Annotated in this window: 15 protein-coding genes; 7 read left to right on the top strand and 8 right to left on the bottom strand. The window is 66.1% G+C overall.

Going from position 1 to position 17,190, the window contains the following annotated elements; translation table 11 throughout:
• The first annotated feature begins 50 nt into the window (after positions 1–50).
• Positions 51–1,631 (top strand): choice-of-anchor L domain-containing protein, encoded by a 1,581-nt coding sequence (locus tag RSE12_19865; protein ID WRH62583.1) that lies wholly within the window; start codon positions 51–53, stop codon positions 1,629–1,631.
• 1 nt (position 1,632) lies between these two features.
• A complete protein-coding gene (locus tag RSE12_19860; GenBank protein WRH62582.1) occupies positions 1,633–2,622 on the top strand; it encodes a Hint domain-containing protein in 990 nt (329 codons plus the stop codon).
• 4 nt (positions 2,623–2,626) lie between these two features.
• Here RSE12_19860 and RSE12_19855 read toward each other — a convergent pair whose 3' ends face one another.
• A complete protein-coding gene (locus RSE12_19855; GenBank protein ID WRH62581.1) occupies positions 2,627–2,968 on the bottom strand; it encodes a hypothetical protein in 342 nt (113 codons plus the stop codon).
• Between the two features lie 152 nt (positions 2,969–3,120).
• Here RSE12_19855 and RSE12_19850 point away from each other — a divergent pair, with 152 nt between their 5' ends.
• The gene (locus RSE12_19850; protein ID WRH62580.1) at positions 3,121–4,677 is read left to right on the top strand and encodes a choice-of-anchor L domain-containing protein; all 1,557 of its coding nucleotides are present in this window, start codon (positions 3,121–3,123) and stop codon (positions 4,675–4,677) included.
• A gap of 135 nt (positions 4,678–4,812) precedes the next feature.
• On the opposite strand, the gene dapD is transcribed toward RSE12_19850, so the two are convergent.
• Entirely contained in the window at positions 4,813–5,640 is an 828-nt protein-coding gene (gene dapD / locus RSE12_19845) for a 2,3,4,5-tetrahydropyridine-2,6-dicarboxylate N-succinyltransferase (protein WRH62579.1), read from the bottom strand.
• Between the two features lie 94 nt (positions 5,641–5,734).
• Here dapD and RSE12_19840 point away from each other — a divergent pair, with 94 nt between their 5' ends.
• The 3 genes from RSE12_19840 (at position 5,735) to RSE12_19830 (ending at position 9,970) form a co-directional block, all read left to right on the top strand.
• Positions 5,735–6,535: a TIGR00730 family Rossman fold protein gene (locus RSE12_19840; GenBank protein ID WRH62578.1), complete on the top strand. Its 801-nt coding sequence runs from the start codon at positions 5,735–5,737 to the stop codon at positions 6,533–6,535.
• 80 nt (positions 6,536–6,615) lie between these two features.
• On the top strand, positions 6,616–9,438 hold the full coding sequence (locus RSE12_19835; GenBank protein WRH62577.1) for an error-prone DNA polymerase: 2,823 nt from the start codon (positions 6,616–6,618) through the stop codon (positions 9,436–9,438).
• 49 nt (positions 9,439–9,487) lie between these two features.
• Positions 9,488–9,970: a RidA family protein gene (locus RSE12_19830; GenBank protein WRH62576.1), complete on the top strand. Its 483-nt coding sequence runs from the start codon at positions 9,488–9,490 to the stop codon at positions 9,968–9,970.
• Between the two features lie 8 nt (positions 9,971–9,978).
• On the opposite strand, the gene RSE12_19825 is transcribed toward RSE12_19830, so the two are convergent.
• From RSE12_19825 to RSE12_19800, 6 genes are all read right to left on the bottom strand, one after another.
• Positions 9,979–10,281 (bottom strand): 4a-hydroxytetrahydrobiopterin dehydratase, encoded by a 303-nt coding sequence (locus RSE12_19825; protein WRH64880.1) that lies wholly within the window; start codon positions 10,279–10,281, stop codon positions 9,979–9,981.
• Between the two features lie 136 nt (positions 10,282–10,417).
• Positions 10,418–11,590 (bottom strand): GNAT family N-acetyltransferase, encoded by a 1,173-nt coding sequence (locus RSE12_19820; protein ID WRH62575.1) that lies wholly within the window; start codon positions 11,588–11,590, stop codon positions 10,418–10,420.
• Positions 11,591–11,690: 100 nt separating this feature from the next.
• Positions 11,691–12,473 (bottom strand): glycerophosphodiester phosphodiesterase family protein, encoded by a 783-nt coding sequence (locus tag RSE12_19815; GenBank protein WRH62574.1) that lies wholly within the window; start codon positions 12,471–12,473, stop codon positions 11,691–11,693.
• A gap of 4 nt (positions 12,474–12,477) precedes the next feature.
• Positions 12,478–12,936, bottom strand: coding sequence for a RidA family protein (locus tag RSE12_19810; GenBank protein ID WRH62573.1), 459 nt, complete (start codon positions 12,934–12,936; stop codon positions 12,478–12,480).
• Between the two features lie 91 nt (positions 12,937–13,027).
• Entirely contained in the window at positions 13,028–14,329 is a 1,302-nt protein-coding gene (locus RSE12_19805; GenBank protein WRH62572.1) for an HlyD family type I secretion periplasmic adaptor subunit, read from the bottom strand.
• Positions 14,326–16,059 carry a type I secretion system permease/ATPase gene (locus RSE12_19800; GenBank protein WRH62571.1) on the bottom strand — a complete coding sequence of 578 codons (1,734 nt, stop codon included), beginning with the start codon at positions 16,057–16,059 and terminating at the stop codon, positions 14,326–14,328. The genes RSE12_19805 and RSE12_19800 overlap by 4 nt, the downstream gene beginning before the upstream one ends.
• A gap of 330 nt (positions 16,060–16,389) precedes the next feature.
• Between RSE12_19800 and RSE12_19795 the strand changes: the two genes are divergently transcribed.
• Complete coding sequence (locus RSE12_19795; GenBank protein WRH62570.1) at positions 16,390–17,169, top strand: VacJ family lipoprotein; 780 nt, start codon at positions 16,390–16,392, stop codon at positions 17,167–17,169.
• Positions 17,170–17,190 lie beyond the last annotated feature (21 nt).

The following is a 17,190-nucleotide window of genomic DNA, read 5'->3' as shown; positions in this document are numbered from 1 at the left end:
ATGAAAGTTAACAATCCCGCCCAGTGTGGGACCAGATCGGATGTCCGACCATGGCGACGGGTGCAGAACTGACCTATAACACGGCCGCCTCTGCCTTGCAGATGGCCGAGGCGATCTTTGGCGACGGCGTGATTGTCCACAGCGCCACCTATACGGGTGATCCGGCCGCGAGCGCGATCTATTCCAACGGGCAGCTTGCGCCGGGTGTAGTGCCTTCCGACACCGGGGTGATCCTGTCCACCGGGCGGGTGGCGGATTTCACGCAGTCGAGCGGTGATCCGAACCGCGCGGCGGGAACGACAACGGATACGACGGGGCCGAACAATGACCCGCTGTTCAACGCGCTGGCCGGGGCGGGCAGTTTTGATGCGTCGTTTCTGGAGGTGAGCTTTACGCCTTCGGGCAGCATGATGACGATGCGCTTTGTTTTCGGGTCTGAGGAGTACCCGGAATACATCAACAGCAGTTTCAACGATGTGGTGGGCGTCTGGGTGAATGGTGTGTCGGTGCCGATGACGGTGAATGGCGGCACGGCCAGTGTGAACAACATCAACGGGGCGACGCAGCAGAACCTGTTCATCGACAACCAGACGGACGCCTTCAACACCGAAATGGACGGATTTACGGTGACGCTGTCGCTGTCGATTCCGGTCACGGCGGGGGTGCCGAATACGATCCGCATCGGAATCGCGGATGTGGGGGATGCGGCCTTTGATTCCAATCTGCTGATTGCAGCGGATTCGATCCAGACGGCGATCATCGCGGCGGATGATACGGAAACCATGGGGCCGAACGGGACACGCATCCTGCGGGTGCTGGACAATGACACGACCACGGTCGGGACCTTGGTGATCACCCATGTGAATGGCCAGCCCGTGGTGGCCGGGCAGACGATCACGCTGGCGTCGGGTGAGCAGATCACGCTGAACGCCAATGGCACATTTACTGCCGTGTCCAATGGCACGGTGGAGACGCAGAGTTTCACCTATACGATATCGAACGGGCAGGGCGGGACCGATGTCGGCATGGTGACGCTGGCGATGGTGCCCTGTTTCGTGGCGGGGACGCGGATCGCCACGCTGGACGGGGCCATCGCGGTTGAGGATTTGCGTCCCGGCGATCTGGTGTTGACGCGGGATGAGGGGGCGCAGCCCCTGCGCTGGGTTGGGCGGCGGCGGGTGGCGGCCAAGGGGGCCTTTGCGCCGATTGGTTTTGCTGCGGGGGCGCTGGGCGGGCATGGCGCGCTGCGCCTGTCGCCAGAGCATCGGGTGTTGGTGCAGGGCAGCATGGCCGAGATGCTGTTCGGCGCGTCGGAGGTTCTGGTCGCGGCGAAGCATCTGGTCAATGACACGACCATTCGGCGCCTGCCGGGGGGCGAGGTGGAGTATCTGCATCTGCTGTTTGACCGGCATCAGGTGATCTGGGCGGAGGGCCTTGCGACCGAGAGCCTGTTTCTTGGGGTGCAGGCATTGGGGGGCCTTGAGCAGGATGCGCTTGACGAAATCCTTGCGATTTTTCCCGAATTGGATGCCCGGACCGGCAAAGGTTATGGGCCGACTGCAAGGCGTGTGTTGAAAGCGCATGAGGCTCAGGTCATGATGCGCGTCATGTTGGTAAACGCCGCCGCCTGATTTGACGCGCTGGATCGCCTTGTCCGACCAGCCGGATGCGCCCGGAACGCCCGTTTCGGGCGATCTTTCGCATGGGGTTCTGGTGTTCGAGATCGAGATGCCGCTGGCCGGGGCCGGGGTGTTGCTGGATCTGCGTGTGGGCAGCGGGGCGGATGAGGTGGCGCTGTCGCTGTTTCACGATCTGGGCGCGGGGATGGCGTTGCTGCACCGGCAGGGCGGGCGGGTGTTGCGGCATGTGCTGCCGGGGCCTTTGCCGCAGAAGCTGGGCGTGGCGCGGCTGAGTTTCGGCTGGGACATGCGCGGGCGCGGCTGGTGGATGGAAATGGAGTTGGCCGGGCAGCGGCTGATGGCGCAGGGCGAGGCGGCGATGCCCGTCCGGCTGGCGGACCTGACGGCGCTGTGCGCGGGCGGGGCCGGGGTGCTGCGCCATCCGGCGGTGCTGTGGTTTGGGGCGATGCAGGGCACAGCGCGGCCGGGGCCGATGGGGTGGCTGGGCGTGGCGACGCCGGTTTCCACACAGCGCGGGCCGGTGGCGGCGGGGGCGCTGCGGCCCGGAGACCGGGTTCTGACGCGCGACAATGGCGCGGTGGCGCTGATCGGGGTGACGCGGGCGCAGGTGCCGAGCCGGGGGAGCATGGCCCCGATCCGGCTGCGTGCGCCCTATTTCGGGCAGGGGGGCGACATGCTGGTGTCGCCGGATCAGCCGATCTGCATTTCCGGGGAAGAGACGGAGTATCTGTTCGGAGCCGAGGAGGTGCTGGTGCTGGCGCGGCATCTGGCGGATGGGCAGATGGCGGTGGCCGACAGCCGCCGGGCCGTGGCAGTGGGTGTGGTGCTGGACCTTGGGACAGCGGAACTGATCGAGGCGGATGGCTGCTGGCTGGCCACGGGCGGACCCGAGGGCATGGCCACGCCGCGGCGGCTGCTGGACCCCTATGAGGCGCTGCCGCTGCGGACGGCGCTGGAGCGGTTGCAGCGGCGCGCGGTGTGACGGATCAGTCGTAGAACGGGTTCATCTGGGCGACGATGACCGAGTTTTCATCCAGCGCGCGCTGCATCAGGGCGCGTTCGTCGGCATCAATCTCATCCCCGCCTTTGAGACGATCCTCGAGCGTGCCGTAGCCGGACACGTCGAGCGGCGCGAGATCGGCCTGTTTCAGGATGGCGACGGTTTCGCGGACGGCTTCGTCTTCGTCCACGCCGGAGGCATAGATCATCAGCGCGGCCCCGGTGGATTTGTCGGGCAGGCCATCACCCGGCTTGCGGCCCACTTCGACCACCAGCGTATAGACCTGCTGGGGGCGCTTTTCGCGCTTGGGGGGAGGGGCTTCGGTCATGGCGGGCCTTTTTGGTTTGCGCGGCCAAGCGATAGCATCCCCGGGCGGAGAGCGCAAAGCGGCTGCGCGGGGGGCGAGTTCGCAGGAAAAATTAACAAAGGTTAACTTTCGGTCGTTTACGGATTTCGAGAGAGTATCTGGAGAGTGCCTCGATGTCCGCGACGGAATTGCTGATCGATACCGCCAGTGCCGAACAGATGGCCGCGACCATCTTTGGCGAGGGTGTGACTGTCGTTTCGGCCAGCTTCACGGGTCAGGCTGAGCAGGTTGGCATCTATTCGGGCGCCGACACGACGATGCCCGGTGTCGCACCTTCGGACAGAGGGTTGATCCTGTCGACGGGGCGGGTGGCGGATTTCACCCAGAGCGCCGGGGATGCCAATATCTCGGAAGGGACGTCGACCGACCTCAAGGGGGCGGGCGATGCCATGCTGGGCGCGGTGTCGGGGCAGCTGACCTTTGACGCGGCGGTGTTCGAGGCGAGTTTCATCCCGACGGGGGATGTGCTGACGATGCAGATCGTCTGGTCGTCGGAGGAGTATCTGGAATATGTCAATTCCGGCTTCAACGATGCCTTTGCCGTCTGGGTGAACGGGGTTCCGGCGGAACTGGTGTTGGGTGCGGGAAGCATCTCTATCGACAACATCAACAACAGGGTGAATTCGAACCTGTATGTCGACAACCCGGCGGCTTCGAACAGCTATAACACCGAGATGGACGGGTTCACCGTCACGCTGACGCTGAAGGTGCCGGTTCAGGCGGGCGCGGTGAACACGTTCCGCATGGCCATCGCGGATTCCGGGGATGGGGCGTTTGATTCCGCCGTGATGGTGGCGGCGGGATCGGTGCAGGTCGGGCTGATCGCGCAGGATGACGAGGTGACGATCCGCAAGGGCGATCTGGCAACGCTGGATGTGGTGGGCAACGACAAATCGAGCGTCGGGTCGATTTTGAAGGTGACCAAGATCAACGGCGTTGCTGTAGAGGCCGGGGACAGCGTGACGCTGCCCACGGGCGAGACAGTCACGCTGGGGCTGGATGGGGTGCTTTATGTCCAGTCGGTGAACAGCCTGGCGGATCAGGTGCTGACCTATGAGGTCACCGACAGCATGGGCAATACCGACGTGGGCTTTGTGACATTGTCGGTGGTTGCCTGTTTCACCGAAGGGACGTTGATCGACGTGCCGGGGGGGCAGGTTGCCGTGGAGCGGTTGGCGCCGGGGGATCCGGTTCTGACGCGGGATCATGGGGCGCAGGTGCTGCGCTGGGTGGGGCGAGTGGTGCGCGCCGCGCAGGGCGTGGATGCGCCGGTGGAGATTGCGGCGGGGACGCTGGGCGATCACGCGGCGGTGCGCCTGTCGCCCAACCACCGGGTGCTGGTGGCGGGCGCGCGGGCGGAGTTGCTGTTCGGTGAGCCGGAGGTGCTGGTGAAGGCCAAGCATCTGGTGGACGATCACGCGGTGCGGGTGGTGGAGGGCGGCGCGGTGACCTATCTGCACCTGCTGTTTGACCGGCACGAGGTGGTGACGGCGAACGGGCTGCCTTGCGAAAGCTATTTCCCGGGCGATTGCACGATGAAGGCCTTCGATGCCGAGGTGCAGGAAGAGATCCTGCGGCTTTTGCCGAGCCTGCGCGAGGGCGTGGCGGCCTTTGGGCCGTTGGCGCGGTCTGAGGTGAAGGCGGGCGAGGCGCGGCTGTTGATGCGCTAGGTCTGCGGCGGGCAGGCGGGCGGGGGCGGGGGAGCCCCGACTTCGTTGGCGTGGTGCGGGTGGTGCTGTCGGAATTTGGGTATTTGGGCCAAGATGAAGGGGCAGAGGTTGCGCTCTGCCCCCCTCTTGGTGTGATCAGTCGCGCAGGAGTTCGTTGATCGAGGTCTTGGAGCGGGTTTGCGCATCGACCTTTTTCACGATCACGGCGCAGTAGAGGTTGATGCCGTTCTTTGACGGCATGGAGCCTGCGACGACGACCGAACCGGCGGGCACTTCGCCATAGGTGACAGTGCCGGTTTCGCGATCGACGATCTTGGTCGATTTGCCGATGAACACGCCCATGCCGAGGACCGAGCCTTCGCGAACGATGCAGCCTTCCACCACTTCGGAGCGGGCGCCGATGAAGCAGTTGTCCTCGATGATGGTGGGGCCGGCCTGCATGGGTTCCAACACGCCGCCGATGCCGACGCCGCCCGAGAGGTGGACGTTCTTGCCGATCTGCGCGCAGGAGCCGACGGTCGCCCAGGTGTCGACCATGGTACCTTCATCGACATAGGCGCCGAGGTTGACGAAGGAGGGCATCAGAACCACGCCCTTGGCGATGAAGGCCGAGCGGCGGACGATGCAGTTGGGGACCGCGCGGAAGCCTGCGGATTTCCACTGATCGGGGCCCCAGCCGTTGAACTTGCTGTCGACCTTGTCCCACCAGGTGCTGCCCTGCGGGCCGCCGCTGTGGGGTTCCATATCCTTGAGCCGGAAGCCGAGGAGGACGGCCTTCTTGGCCCATTGGTTAACGTGCCAGTTGCCATCGGCCTGACGTTCGGCCACGCGCAGGGTGCCGCTGTCGAGCGCGGTGAGCGTGGATTCGATCGCGTCGCGGGTTTCGCCGCGGGTGGCGGGGGTGATGCTGTCGCGGGCATCCCATGCGGTTTCGATGGCAGCTTCGAGCGCGGCGTAGGACATGGTTTCCCCCCTTTTGATTGGTCTGATCCGGTGCGACCCTATAGAGATGGAGCCTATAGAGAAGGTGGCGCAGCCGCGCAACAAGAGGACCGGAATGACAGCCAAGGATGATGGACGCGCGCACCCGTTCCGGGACAGCACGCAGGATGTGGCGGCGGCGGAGCGGTTGCCGGATACGGCGCAGACCCGCGCCCCGGCCTATCGGCTGGCTTTCACCGACACCGATTTCCTGATGCGCGAGGAGTTGCGCCCGGTGCGGTTGCAGTTGGAGCTGCTCAAGCCGCAGATGGTGCTGGACGAGCGGGGGATACGGTCCACCGTGGTGGTGATGGGATCGGCGCGGGTGCGTGCGGATGGTACCGGGCCGGCGGGGGCCTTGGCGGGGTGGTATGAGGAGGCGCGCAAGCTGGCGTTTCGCATCACCGAGGAGAGTTTGAAGAGTTACGGGCGGGAGTTGGTGGTGGTGACGGGGGGCGGCCCCGGCATCATGGAGGCGGGAAACCTTGGCGCGGCAGAGGCGGGGGGGCAATCCATCGGCCTTAATATCGTGTTGCCGCATGAGCAGGCGCCCAATGCCCATGTGACGCCGGACCTGTGTTTCAACTTTCATTACTTTGCCATCCGCAAGATGCATTTCCTGATGCGGGCGCGGGCGGTGTGCATTTTCCCCGGCGGGTTCGGCACGTTGGACGAGATGTTCGAGGCGCTGACGCTGATCCAGACGGGGCGGATGAAGCGGGTGCCGTTCCTGCTGTTCGGCCGCGCGTTCTGGGAGAAGATCGTGGACTGGCAGGCGCTGGCGGATGAGGGGCTGATCGCGCAGGCGGACCTTGGGTTGTTCCGGTTCGTGGAGACGGCGGAAGAGGCGGTTGAGGTGATCCTCGGCTGGGAGTGAGGCGGGTTGAGGGGGACTCGTCTTTCAGGCTGATGTTCCTATAATGTTCTTTTGGAACCTGAGCGAATCCCCTGCTGCCCATGGCCTTTGTCGAATTGTCGGCCCTGTCAAATTTCACCTTTCTTGTCGGGGCGTCGCATCCCGAGGAGTTGATTGCGCGTGCCGCCGAGATGGGGATGGCGGGGCTGGCGGTGGCGGATGTGAATTCCGTGGCGGGCATCGTGCGGGCCCATGCGCGGGTGCGGGAACTGGCGCGGGTGGCGGCAGAGGAGGGGCGGGCGTGGGCCGGGACGCGGCTGATCCCGGCAGCGCGGATCGTGTTGCGGGACGGATTCACGGTGACCTGTCTGCCCGAGGATCGGGCGGGGTGGGGGCGGCTGTGCCGGATGATCTCACTCGGTCGGTTGCGGGTGGCGAAGGGGGCCTGTGATCTGGGGGTGGAAGACCTGCTGGATTGGGGCGCGGGGATGGTGCTGCTGATCCATCCGCCCGCGCGGGGGGAGATGGGGGCGTGGCGCGGGGTGGTGGGGCGGTTGGTGGCGCGGTTTCCCGGCGCGTGCCATCTGCTGATGGCGCCGCGCTATGACGGGCAGGATCGGGCGCGGTTTGTGCGGCTGGCGCGGCTGGCCGAAGGGGTGGGGGTGACCCCGGTGGCGAGTGCGCTGCCGATGATGCATCACGGATCGCGGCGGCGGATGGCGGATGTGCTGACGGCAATCCGGCTGGGGGTGCGGGTGGATGCGCTGGGCCGCCGCGCGCTGCCCCATGCCGAGCAGCGGTTGCGGTCGGAGGCCGAGATGCTGCGCCTGTTTGCGGACCATGAGGCGGCGGTGCATCGGGCGGGGGAGGTGGCGGCGCGCTTGCGGTTTTCGCTGGATGAGTTGCGCTATGAATACCCGTCCGAGGTGACGGGGGGCGAGACGGCGGCAGAGCGGTTGGCGCGGCTGGCCTGGGCTGGGCTGGACTGGCGTTATCCTGCCGGGGCGTCAGACCGGGTGCGGGCGCAGATGGCGCATGAATTACAGCTCATCGGGAAGCTGAAATACGAGCCCTATTTCCTGACCGTGCATGACATCGTGCAGTTTGCGCGGGGGCGGGGGATTCTGTGCCAGGGGCGGGGATCGGCGGCCAATTCGGTGGTGTGCTATGCGTTGGGGGTGACGTCGGTTTCCCCGGAGATTGGCACCATGGTGTTTGAGCGGTTCGTGTCGGAGGCGCGCAACGAGCCGCCGGACATCGACGTGGATTTCGAGCATGAGCGGCGCGAGGAGGTGATCCAGCATATCTATGCGCGCTACGGCCGGCACCGGGCGGGGCTGTGCGCCACGGTGATCCATTACCGGGGCAAGCGGGCGGTGCGCGAGGTGGGGCGCGCGATGGGGCTGACCGAGGATACGCTGGCGGCGATGTCGAGCCAGATCTGGGGCTGGGGCGGGCCCGGGCAGATCACGGAGGTGCGGCTGCGCGAGATCGGGCTGGACCCGGCGGATCGGCGGCTGGCGCTGACGATGCAGATCATCGACGAGATTCAGGGCTTTCCCCGGCATCTGAGCCAGCATGTCGGCGGGTTCATCATCACCGAGGGGCGGCTGGATGAGCTGGTGCCGGTGGAGAATGCCACGATGGAGGATCGGACCGTCATCTGCTGGGACAAGGATGACATTGATACCTTGGGCATCCTGAAGGTGGATGTGCTGGCGCTGGGGATGCTGACCTGCATCCGCAAGGGGTTTGACCTGCTGGGCAAGCATCACCAGTTGCACCATACCCTTGCCAGTCTGCCCGCCGAGGATGCGGCGACCTATGACATGCTGTGCAAGGCCGATAGCCTTGGCGTGTTTCAGGTGGAAAGCCGGGCGCAGATGAATTTCCTGCCGCGGATGCGGCCGCGGACATTCTACGATCTGGTGATCCAGGTGGCGATCATCCGGCCCGGGCCGATTCAGGGGGATATGGTGCATCCCTTTCTGCGGCGGCGGAACGGGCAGGAGGTGGTTTCCTTTCCATCTGACGAATTGGGGCGGGTGCTGGGCAAGACGCTGGGCGTGCCGCTGTTCCAGGAGCAGGCGATGCAGATCGCCATCATCGGGGCAGGCTTCACGCCGACGGAAGCCGACCGGCTGCGCCGGTCGCTGGCGACGTTCAAGAAGCATGGGTCGGTCAGCGAGTTCCGGGATCGGTTCATGGAGGGGATGCTGGCGAAAGGATATGACGCAGACTTTGCCGCGCGCTGTTTCGCGCAGATCGAAGGGTTCGGGAGTTACGGGTTCCCCGAAAGCCACGCGGCGAGTTTCGCGCTGCTGGTCTATGCCAGTGCGTGGCTGAAGCGGCATCATCCGGGGATTTTCGCCTGCGCGCTGCTGAACAGCCAGCCGATGGGGTTTTATGCGCCGGCCCAGATCGTGCGGGATGCGCGCGAGCATGGGGTGGCGGTGCGCCCGCCCTGCATCAATGCGAGCCATTGGGACAATGTGATGGAACCCGACGGGCGGGGCGGGTTGGCGCTGCGGCTGGGGCTGCGGCAGATCAAGGGCATGGCCGAGGATGAGGCGCAGTGGATCGTGGGGGCGCGGGGCAATGGCTATGTGGCGGTGGAGGATGTCTGGCGCCGGGCGGGGATCAGCGCGCTGATGCTGGCGCGGCTGGCCGAGGCGGATTGCTTTGCCGCACTGGGCCTTTCGCGCCGGGATGCGCTGTGGGCGGCAAAGGCGCTTGGCGAGAGCAAGCCACTGCCGCTGTTTGCGGGGGATATGGATGGCGAGGGGATCGTGGAGCCTGCGGTGGTGTTTCGGGCCATGACGGCGGGCGAGCAGGTGGTGGAGGATTATGTGTCGATGCGGTTGACGCTGCGGGCGCATCCACTGGCGTTGCTGCGGCCCTGGCTGACGCCGGAAGCGGCTTGAACATCGGGGGGTGGTGGGTCAGGCTGGCCGCAGGACAAGGGAGGCGCGGATGACACCGGAGCGGTTGGCGATCGAGATGGGGCTGGATATCCCGGATTTCGACGTGATGGGGTATTACGGGGCGGATTACGGGACGATGAAGCCCTATCATCGGGTGGGGAGCCTGCTGTTCCTGTCGGGCCATGTGGCGCAGATCGGAACGGAGATCACCCATAAGGGACGGCTGGGGGCGGACCTGACGACGGATCAGGGCTATGCGGCGGCGCGGCGGACGGGGCTGAACGTGCTGGGCGGCATCCGGCAGGCGGTGGGGTCACTGGACAAGGTGCGCAGCATCGTGCGGACGTTGAACTTCGTGGTCTGCACGCCGGATTATGAGGATGTGCACAAAGTATCCAGCGGGCTGTCGGACCTGTTCGTCGAGGTGTTCGGGCGCGAACGGGGCCTTGGCGGGCGGGCGACCATCGGGGTGATGGCGCTGGCGGGGGGCGTGTGTTTCGAGACCTGGGCCACGGTGGAGGTGGAGGATTAGTCGCCGCCTTAATGCTCGGCCAGATGATCCATCTTGGCTGCGAGTTTAAGGTCCAGCGCGGTCAGCCCGCCCGTATCATGGGTGGTGAGCGTGACAGTCACGGTCTTGTAGACGTTGGACCAATCGGGGTGGTGATCCCATTTTTCCGCCCAGATCGCGGCGCGGGTCATGAAACCGAAGGCCTCGACGAAGTTGCGGAAGGTGTAGACCTTGGCGATGGCGCGGCCGCCTTCGATTTTCATCCAGCCATTGGCGAGAAGGGATGTGAGATCGGCTTCGGAGAGGGTGCTGTCGGCAGGGCGGTCGATCATGGCGGCTTTCATTCATCAGGTTGGGCAGGGCGATTTTTCTGCGAAAAATCGGGGAATGTTTCTGCGAAACCTTTAACGCTTCGTGAAACAACCCTGTGATGGGTGACAGGCGGGCGGGGGAAGGTCAACGCTGCTGTCATGGTTCGGCGGTGACCTGCCGGAAGGGGCCGTAGGCGGTGAGGACTTCGATCTCTTCGTCCACGGCGCGGCGTTCGGCGCGGAGGTATTGCGCGACCGCATCGCGGAAGCCGGGTTCGGCGATCCAATGCAGGGAGTGGACGGGGGTGGGCAGGTAGCCACGGGCGAGTTTGTGTTCGCCCTGTGCGCCTGCCTCGACCCGGGCGAGGCGATGGGTGATGGCCCAATCGATGGCCTGATAGTAGCAGAGTTCGAAATGCAGGCAGGGGTGATCCTCGATGCAGCCCCAGTAGCGGCCAAAGAGCGTGTGGCGGCCGATGAAGTTGAGCGCGCCAGCGACGGGGGTGCCGTCGGGGCGTTCGGCCAGAACGAGAAGCATGTCGTCGCGCAGGGTCTCGTGCGCCTGGGTGAAGAAGCGGCGGGTCAGGTAGGGGGTGCCCCATTTGCGGGCGCCGGTGTCCTGATAGAAGGTCCAGAAAGCATCCCAGTGGCGGGGTTCGATCTGATCGCCAGTCAGCTGGCGGATGGTGAGGCCAGAGGCATGGGCGGTTTCGCGTTCCTTGCGGATCATCTTGCGCTTGCGCGAGGAGAGGTCGTTCAGGAAATCGTCGAAGGTGGTGTAGCCGCGGTTTTCCCAATGAAATTGCTGGGTGACGCGGTGCAACAGACCGTGGCGGGCGGCCAGCGTTTCGGCCTCTTCGCCGGTGCAGAAGGTGGCGTGGAGCGAGGAGAGGTGGTTGGTGCGGGCGAGGTGGATCGCGGCGTCCACCAGCGTGTCGCGGGCATGGGGGGCATCGGGTGCGGCTAGGAAGCGGCGGCCTGTGGCGGGCGTGAAGGGGACGGCGATCTGGAGTTTGGGGTAGTAGCGCCCGCCCGCACGTTCCAGTGCCTGCGCCCAGCCGTGATCGAAGATGTATTCGCCCTGGCTGTGGGATTTCACATAGAGGGGCGTGGCGGCGAGCAGGCGGGTATCATCGCGGATCACCAGCGGGCGGGGCTGCCAGCCGGTACCGGTGCCGGTGGAGCCGGACCTGTCGAGCGCGGCGAGGAAGCGGTGGGTCGTGAAGGGATCGACCGGGCGGCCACCATCGGCGCATTCCGGGCAGGCCAGCGCGTCCCAATCGGGGGCGGGCAGATCGGTGACGCTGTCGAGGAGGTCTGTCTGGGTCATTCCCGGCCGTTGTTTTGCGGAGAGGCTGGGGGGCCGTCTGCCCCCCAGACCCCCCGAGGGTACTTTTGCCAAGATGAAGGTGGCTTGGCGAAGGGGGGCGTCAAGCTGGGATCGTGGCCGGGTACTGTTCGAAGGTGATGTTCTGGGCGATGTGCCGCGCCTCGGACTCTGCCGCGGGAGATTTGATCGTCCAGCAGAGGATGGCGGCGCCCTGCGCGGCGAGGTCGGCCACGCGGGGGCGGGCGAGGTCGGCGGCTTCGTGGCTGATGAAGCTGGCCTGAACGCGGTCGTAATCGGGGATGTCGCGCAGGTGGGCGCAAGTGGCGGCGGGCAGGGGGTGCCAGTCTTCCGGATCATAGGCCGAGGTGGTGAGCCCGCGCGGCAGGGCGGGGGCAAGGCGGGCCATATGGGCGATGCAATGCGGGTTGAAGGACATCACCGCGACAGGGCCCACGTAGCCCGCCAGCAGGGCGGCGGTGGCCTGTTCGAGGCGACCGTCGGTATCTGCCATGCGGAGGGTCTGATCCTTTAGCTCGATCAGCAGGGGGGTGCGGCCTGCGACGAGGGTGAGGATGTCGGCAAGGGTCGGGATGCCTTCATCGCCGCCCTTGAGCGGGATGGCGGCGAGTTCGGCGGCGGTGAGGTCACGAAGCCAGCCGTCGCGCGGGGTGAGGCGTTCGAGGGTTTCATCATGGAACACCATCGGGACGCCGTCGCGCGACAGTTGCAGGTCAATCTCGATCCCGTAGCCGGCTGCGATGGCCGCGCGGATGGCGGCGCGGCTGTTTTCCGGGCAGCCCTGCGCCACATCGTGGTAGGCGCGGTGGGCGATGGGGGCCTTGAGGAAGGCGGGCGGCAGGCTGGGGGAGGGGCTTGCAGACATGGGATCAGCGGATTTCAAAGATGCCTTCGATTTCCACCGCGACGCCAAGCGGCAGCGAGGCGGCGGACACCGCCGAGCGCGCATGGCGGCCCGCATCGCCCAAAGCGGCGACGAGGAAATCGGATGCGCCGTTGATGACCTTGGGCTGATCGATGAATTCGGGGGTGGAGTTGACGAAACCCGTCAGTTTCACCACGCGGACGAGGCGGGAGAGATCGCCGCCGCAGGCCTTTTTCACCTGAGCGAGCAGGGAGATGGCGCAGGATTTCGCGGCCTCGGCCCCCTGTTCGATGGCGAGGTCATCGCCGAGGCGGCCCTTGATCAGGCCGTTCACGTTCTGGCTGATCTGGCCCGAGACGTGGACGATGTTGCCCACCACCACGAAGGGGACGTAATTCGCCGCCGGGGCGGGGGCATCGGGGAGGGTGACGCCGAGTTCGGCGAGGCGGGCTTCGATGGACATGGTTCCTCCGGGAGTCATTTGACGCGGAGGCTAGCCGGGGGCGGGGGGCGCGGCAAGAGCGGGCGTTGGGGGCGGGCGTAGGGACGCGGTATCAGGATTCGCGGAAGGCCTGCCGGAAGTAATCGGTGAAGGGTTGCAGGAGATAGGCCATCGGGGTGCGCGTTCCGGTGCGGATGAAGGCGTCGACAGGCATGCCGGGCAGGAGGGTGAGCCCGTCAAGACGGGAGATTTCCTGCGGCGACAGGGTGATTTCGGCGCGGAAGAAGGGCTGGCCGGTATTCTGATCGGCGAGCGCATCAGCGGAGACAAGCGCGAGGGTGCCTGCAAGTTCCGGCGTGTCGCGCGCCGAAAGGGCGGGAAAGACCAGACGGACGGGTTGGCCGATGCGCACCTCATCGACATTGGCGGGCGGGATGCGGATGGCAATGACGAGCGGGCGATCCTGCGGGACGAGGTACAGGATCGGATCGGCGGGGCGCAGCACGGCGCGGGGGGTGGTGACCGACAGGCCAAGGACGGTGCCGGAAACGGGGGCGCGGATATCCAGCCGGGCGATGCGTTCGGCTAGCGCGCCGCGCCGTTCGGCAAGCTCACGTTCTGTTGGGCCGATGTCGCGCAGTTCGGCGGTGGCTTCTTCGCGGCGCAGGGCGGCGAGGCGGAGGGTTTCAAGGTCGATCTCGGTGATCCGGCCTTCGGCCTGAGCGCGGAGGGAGGCAAGTTCGCCGGTGCGGCCTTGCAGGCTGGCGGCTTCGCGTTGCAGGGCGAGGACGCGGGCAGCCTGAGCAAGACCACGATCGAGCAGGGATTGCTGGTCGGTGAGTTCGCGGGTGATCAGGTCGGTCTGGGTGACAAGGGCGGCGGATTGGGCGTCGATGCCTTCGATCTGGGCGGCGGTCTGGGCCTTGCGGCGGGCGAGTTGTTCGGATTGGCGGGCGATGGTTTCGAGGCGCGCCATGAACAGGCGGTTCTGACCTTCGAGTTGTTCGGCCACGTCGGGGCGGGTGGCGGCGAGGGCGGTCAGATCGGGCGGGAAGGTGAGGGCGGGGGCATCGTCACGCTCGGCCTCCAGCCGGGCGCGGCGGGCGCGGATTTCGTGAAGCTGCGCTTCGACGATGCTGTGTTCCGAACGCAGGAGCGCGCCGTCGAGCGACAGGAGAAGATCGCCCGCCTGAACCGGTTGGCCTTCGCGCACGGCGATGGTTTCGACAACGCCGCCATCGGGGTGCTGGACGATCTGGCGGTTCTGGTCGACCTGGATCTGACCGGGCGCGATGATCGCGCCGTCGAGTTCGGTGCCGCTGCCCCAGAGGCCCAGCAGGGCGGCAAGGCCGGCGAGGGTGAGCAGGCCCGCGCGGATGTGGCGGCGGGCAGACCAATCGGGGGTGGCGGTCATCGGATGCCCCCCGGTGCGACCTTGCCCACGATATCGCCGGCGTTCTGGACCATGTCGCGCAGGATCTGATCGCGCGGGCCGAAGGCGCGGCGCAGGCCGTCTTCGAGCACGAGGAGGAGGTCGCATTCCTGAATGGCGGCGGGGCGGTGAGCCATGATGAGGGCGGCCCCGCCTGCGGCCTTGTGCGCGCGGATGGCGGCGTTCACGGCGAGCGATCCTTCGTTGTCGAGGTTGGAATTGGGCTCATCAAGGATGAGCAGGGCCGGTTGGCCAAAGAGCGCGCGGGCAAGACCGATGCGCTGTATCTGGCCGCCGGACAGCAGGCCACCCGTGCTATCGAGCCGGGTGTCATAGCCGCGCGGCAGGCGCAGGATCATGTCATGGGCGGCGGCGGCCTGTGCGGCGGCGACAATGCGGGCATCATCGGTGGGGGCGAGGCGGGCGATGTTTTCGGCGATGGTGCCATCAAACAGGCTGACGCGCTGGGGCAGATAGCCGATCAACGCGCCGAGACGGTCGGGATCGAATTGATCAAGGCTGGCGCCATCAAGGCGGATGCTGCCCGAGGCAGGGTGCCAGAGGCCGGTGAGCGCGCGGGCGAGGGTGGATTTGCCAGCCCCGGAGGGGCCGATGACACCGAGCGCCTGGCCGGGTTGCAGGGTGAAGGACAGGCCGCGCAGGGTGGGGGCGGATTGGCCGGGGGGGATGAGGGAGATGTTTGCCACCTCGATCTTTGCGGCGGGGCGGGGCAGCGCGGTGCGCGGCGCAGTTGGCGGCACACGTGATAGCAGATCTGCGAGGCGGGCGCGCGCCTCCATCGTGCGGGTGAGGATGGGCCATTGCGCCACGGTCTGTTCGATGGGTTGCAGCGCGCGGCCCATGAGGACGGAGGCCGCGATCATGGCGCCGGCGGTCAGTTCGCCCTGAAGCACGACCCAGGCGGCAAGGCCCAGCATCGCCGATTGCAGGTACAGGCGGAAGCCGCGCGAGGCGGCGGACCATCCGCCGCCACTGTCGCCTGCGATGATGTTTTCCGACAGGGCAGTGCTGCGGGTTTTCTGCCAGCGGTCGAAGGCGGCACCGGTCATGCCGAGGGCGCGGATCGTTTCAGACTCGGCGCGCATCCTGTCGGCCATGCGGTCGGCCTGGAGGGTGGTTTCGTTGGCGCGTTGCAGGGCGTGGCGGGTGTTGCGCTGATTGAGCAGCGCCATGCCGAGGATCACGACGGCCCCGGCAACAGCGAGCCAGCCGAGAATGGGGTGAAAGATGAAGATCGCGGCGAAATAGAGCGGGGCCCAAGGCATATCGATCAGGGCGGTGACGGATTGCGACGACCAGAAGGCGCGGATCGCCTCGACATCGCGCTGGGCGGCGAGGGCGGCGCTGTCGTCGGGGGCTATGGATTGGCGTGTGAGGGCGGCTTTGAACACGCGCGCATCGAGTGCATCCTGAAGGCCCGCGCCGATGCGGGCGAGGATGCGGCCGCGCAGGTGATCAAGCAGGGCCATGATGACGAAAAGCGCGGTCATCAGCAGGGTCAGCGCGACAAGGGTCGCCTCGGACTGGCTGCCGAGGACGCGATCATAGACCTGCAGCATATAAAGCGGGCTGGTCAGCATCAGCAGGTTGACGGCGCTGGAAAAGAGGATGGCGGCGACGAAAAGGCCGCGCTGCGTTTTAAACGCAAGGCGCAGCTCTGCTGCGCCATGGGAGAGTCCGCTTCGCCACATGCGTCGCGCTTCCTTTTCAACCGATCACTGGTTACCCGGCGGTTGCCCGCCTGCCGAGACAATTAGCATGGCCGCCGGTGCCCTGCCACGGGGAAGTTGGGATCTAGGTGAAGGGCGGCAGGCCGCTTTCCGCCATTGGGGCGCGGCGGGAAATCTGAACGCGCCCCTGCTGCGTAGGATTGGGGTAGGGTGAGGCGGGTTTCCGCATTTCGTGACCACGGCGACACGGTCGGGCGGTTGTCATGGGGGGCGGGGCGGCATAAGGCTGGGACCAGACAGGTGCACCGCGGATCGGGACAGGATTTAGGGAGCAGGATGAATTTGGCGCAAATGACGTTTTCTGGCCGGGCCGCTGGCCGTTTCGGGCGGGTGGCCCTGCCTGCGGGCCTGTGCGCGCTGATGCTGACGGCCTGCGGGCCTGCGCCGATGGCGACCGGGGTGAATGACCCGAACGAGGCGCAGAACCGCGAGATTCACGAATTCAACCGCGGCGTGGACAAGGTGCTGCTGCGGCCCACGGCCAACACCTATAGCTCAATCCTGCCGGAACCGGTGGAGCAGGGGATTTCGAACTTTGCCACCAATCTGGATGCGCCGGGGGATGTGCTGAACAACATCCTGCAACTGCGGCTGGGCAAGGCGGCAGAGAACACGCTGCGCTTTGCGATCAATACCACGGTCGGCGTTGGCGGGCTGTTCGATCCGGCCACGGCTTTGGGTGTGGCGGGCGACCCGACCGATTTCGGCGAGACGCTTCATGTCTGGGGTGCGCCCGAGGGTAAATATGCCGAAGTGCCGTTCATGGGGCCGACGACGAGCCGCGATCTGGTGGGCGTGATCGTGGATGTGGCGGCCAACCCGGTGCGGCTGGCATTGCCGCAGCCGGAATCCTATTACGCGACGGGAACCAAGGTCGCCTCGCGGCTGAGTGATCGGGCGCGCTATTCAGAAACGGTCGATTCCGTTCTATATGAGAGTGCCGACAGCTATGCGCAGACGCGCCTGCTGTATTTGCAGAACCGTCGCTTCGCACTGGGGGGTGCGGCTGGTGAGGCGGATGTTGGTTTCGAAGACCCTTATTCAGATTTCGAGGACCCCTATGCGGAATGATCACAACTCGGCCCGGCTGAC

The sequence above is a fragment of the Fuscovulum sp. genome, assembly GCA_035192965.1.
Lineage (GTDB): Bacteria > Pseudomonadota > Alphaproteobacteria > Rhodobacterales > Rhodobacteraceae > Paragemmobacter.
Note: the sequence above shows the minus strand (reverse complement) of the source record. Positions and strands in the feature narration are given on the sequence as shown.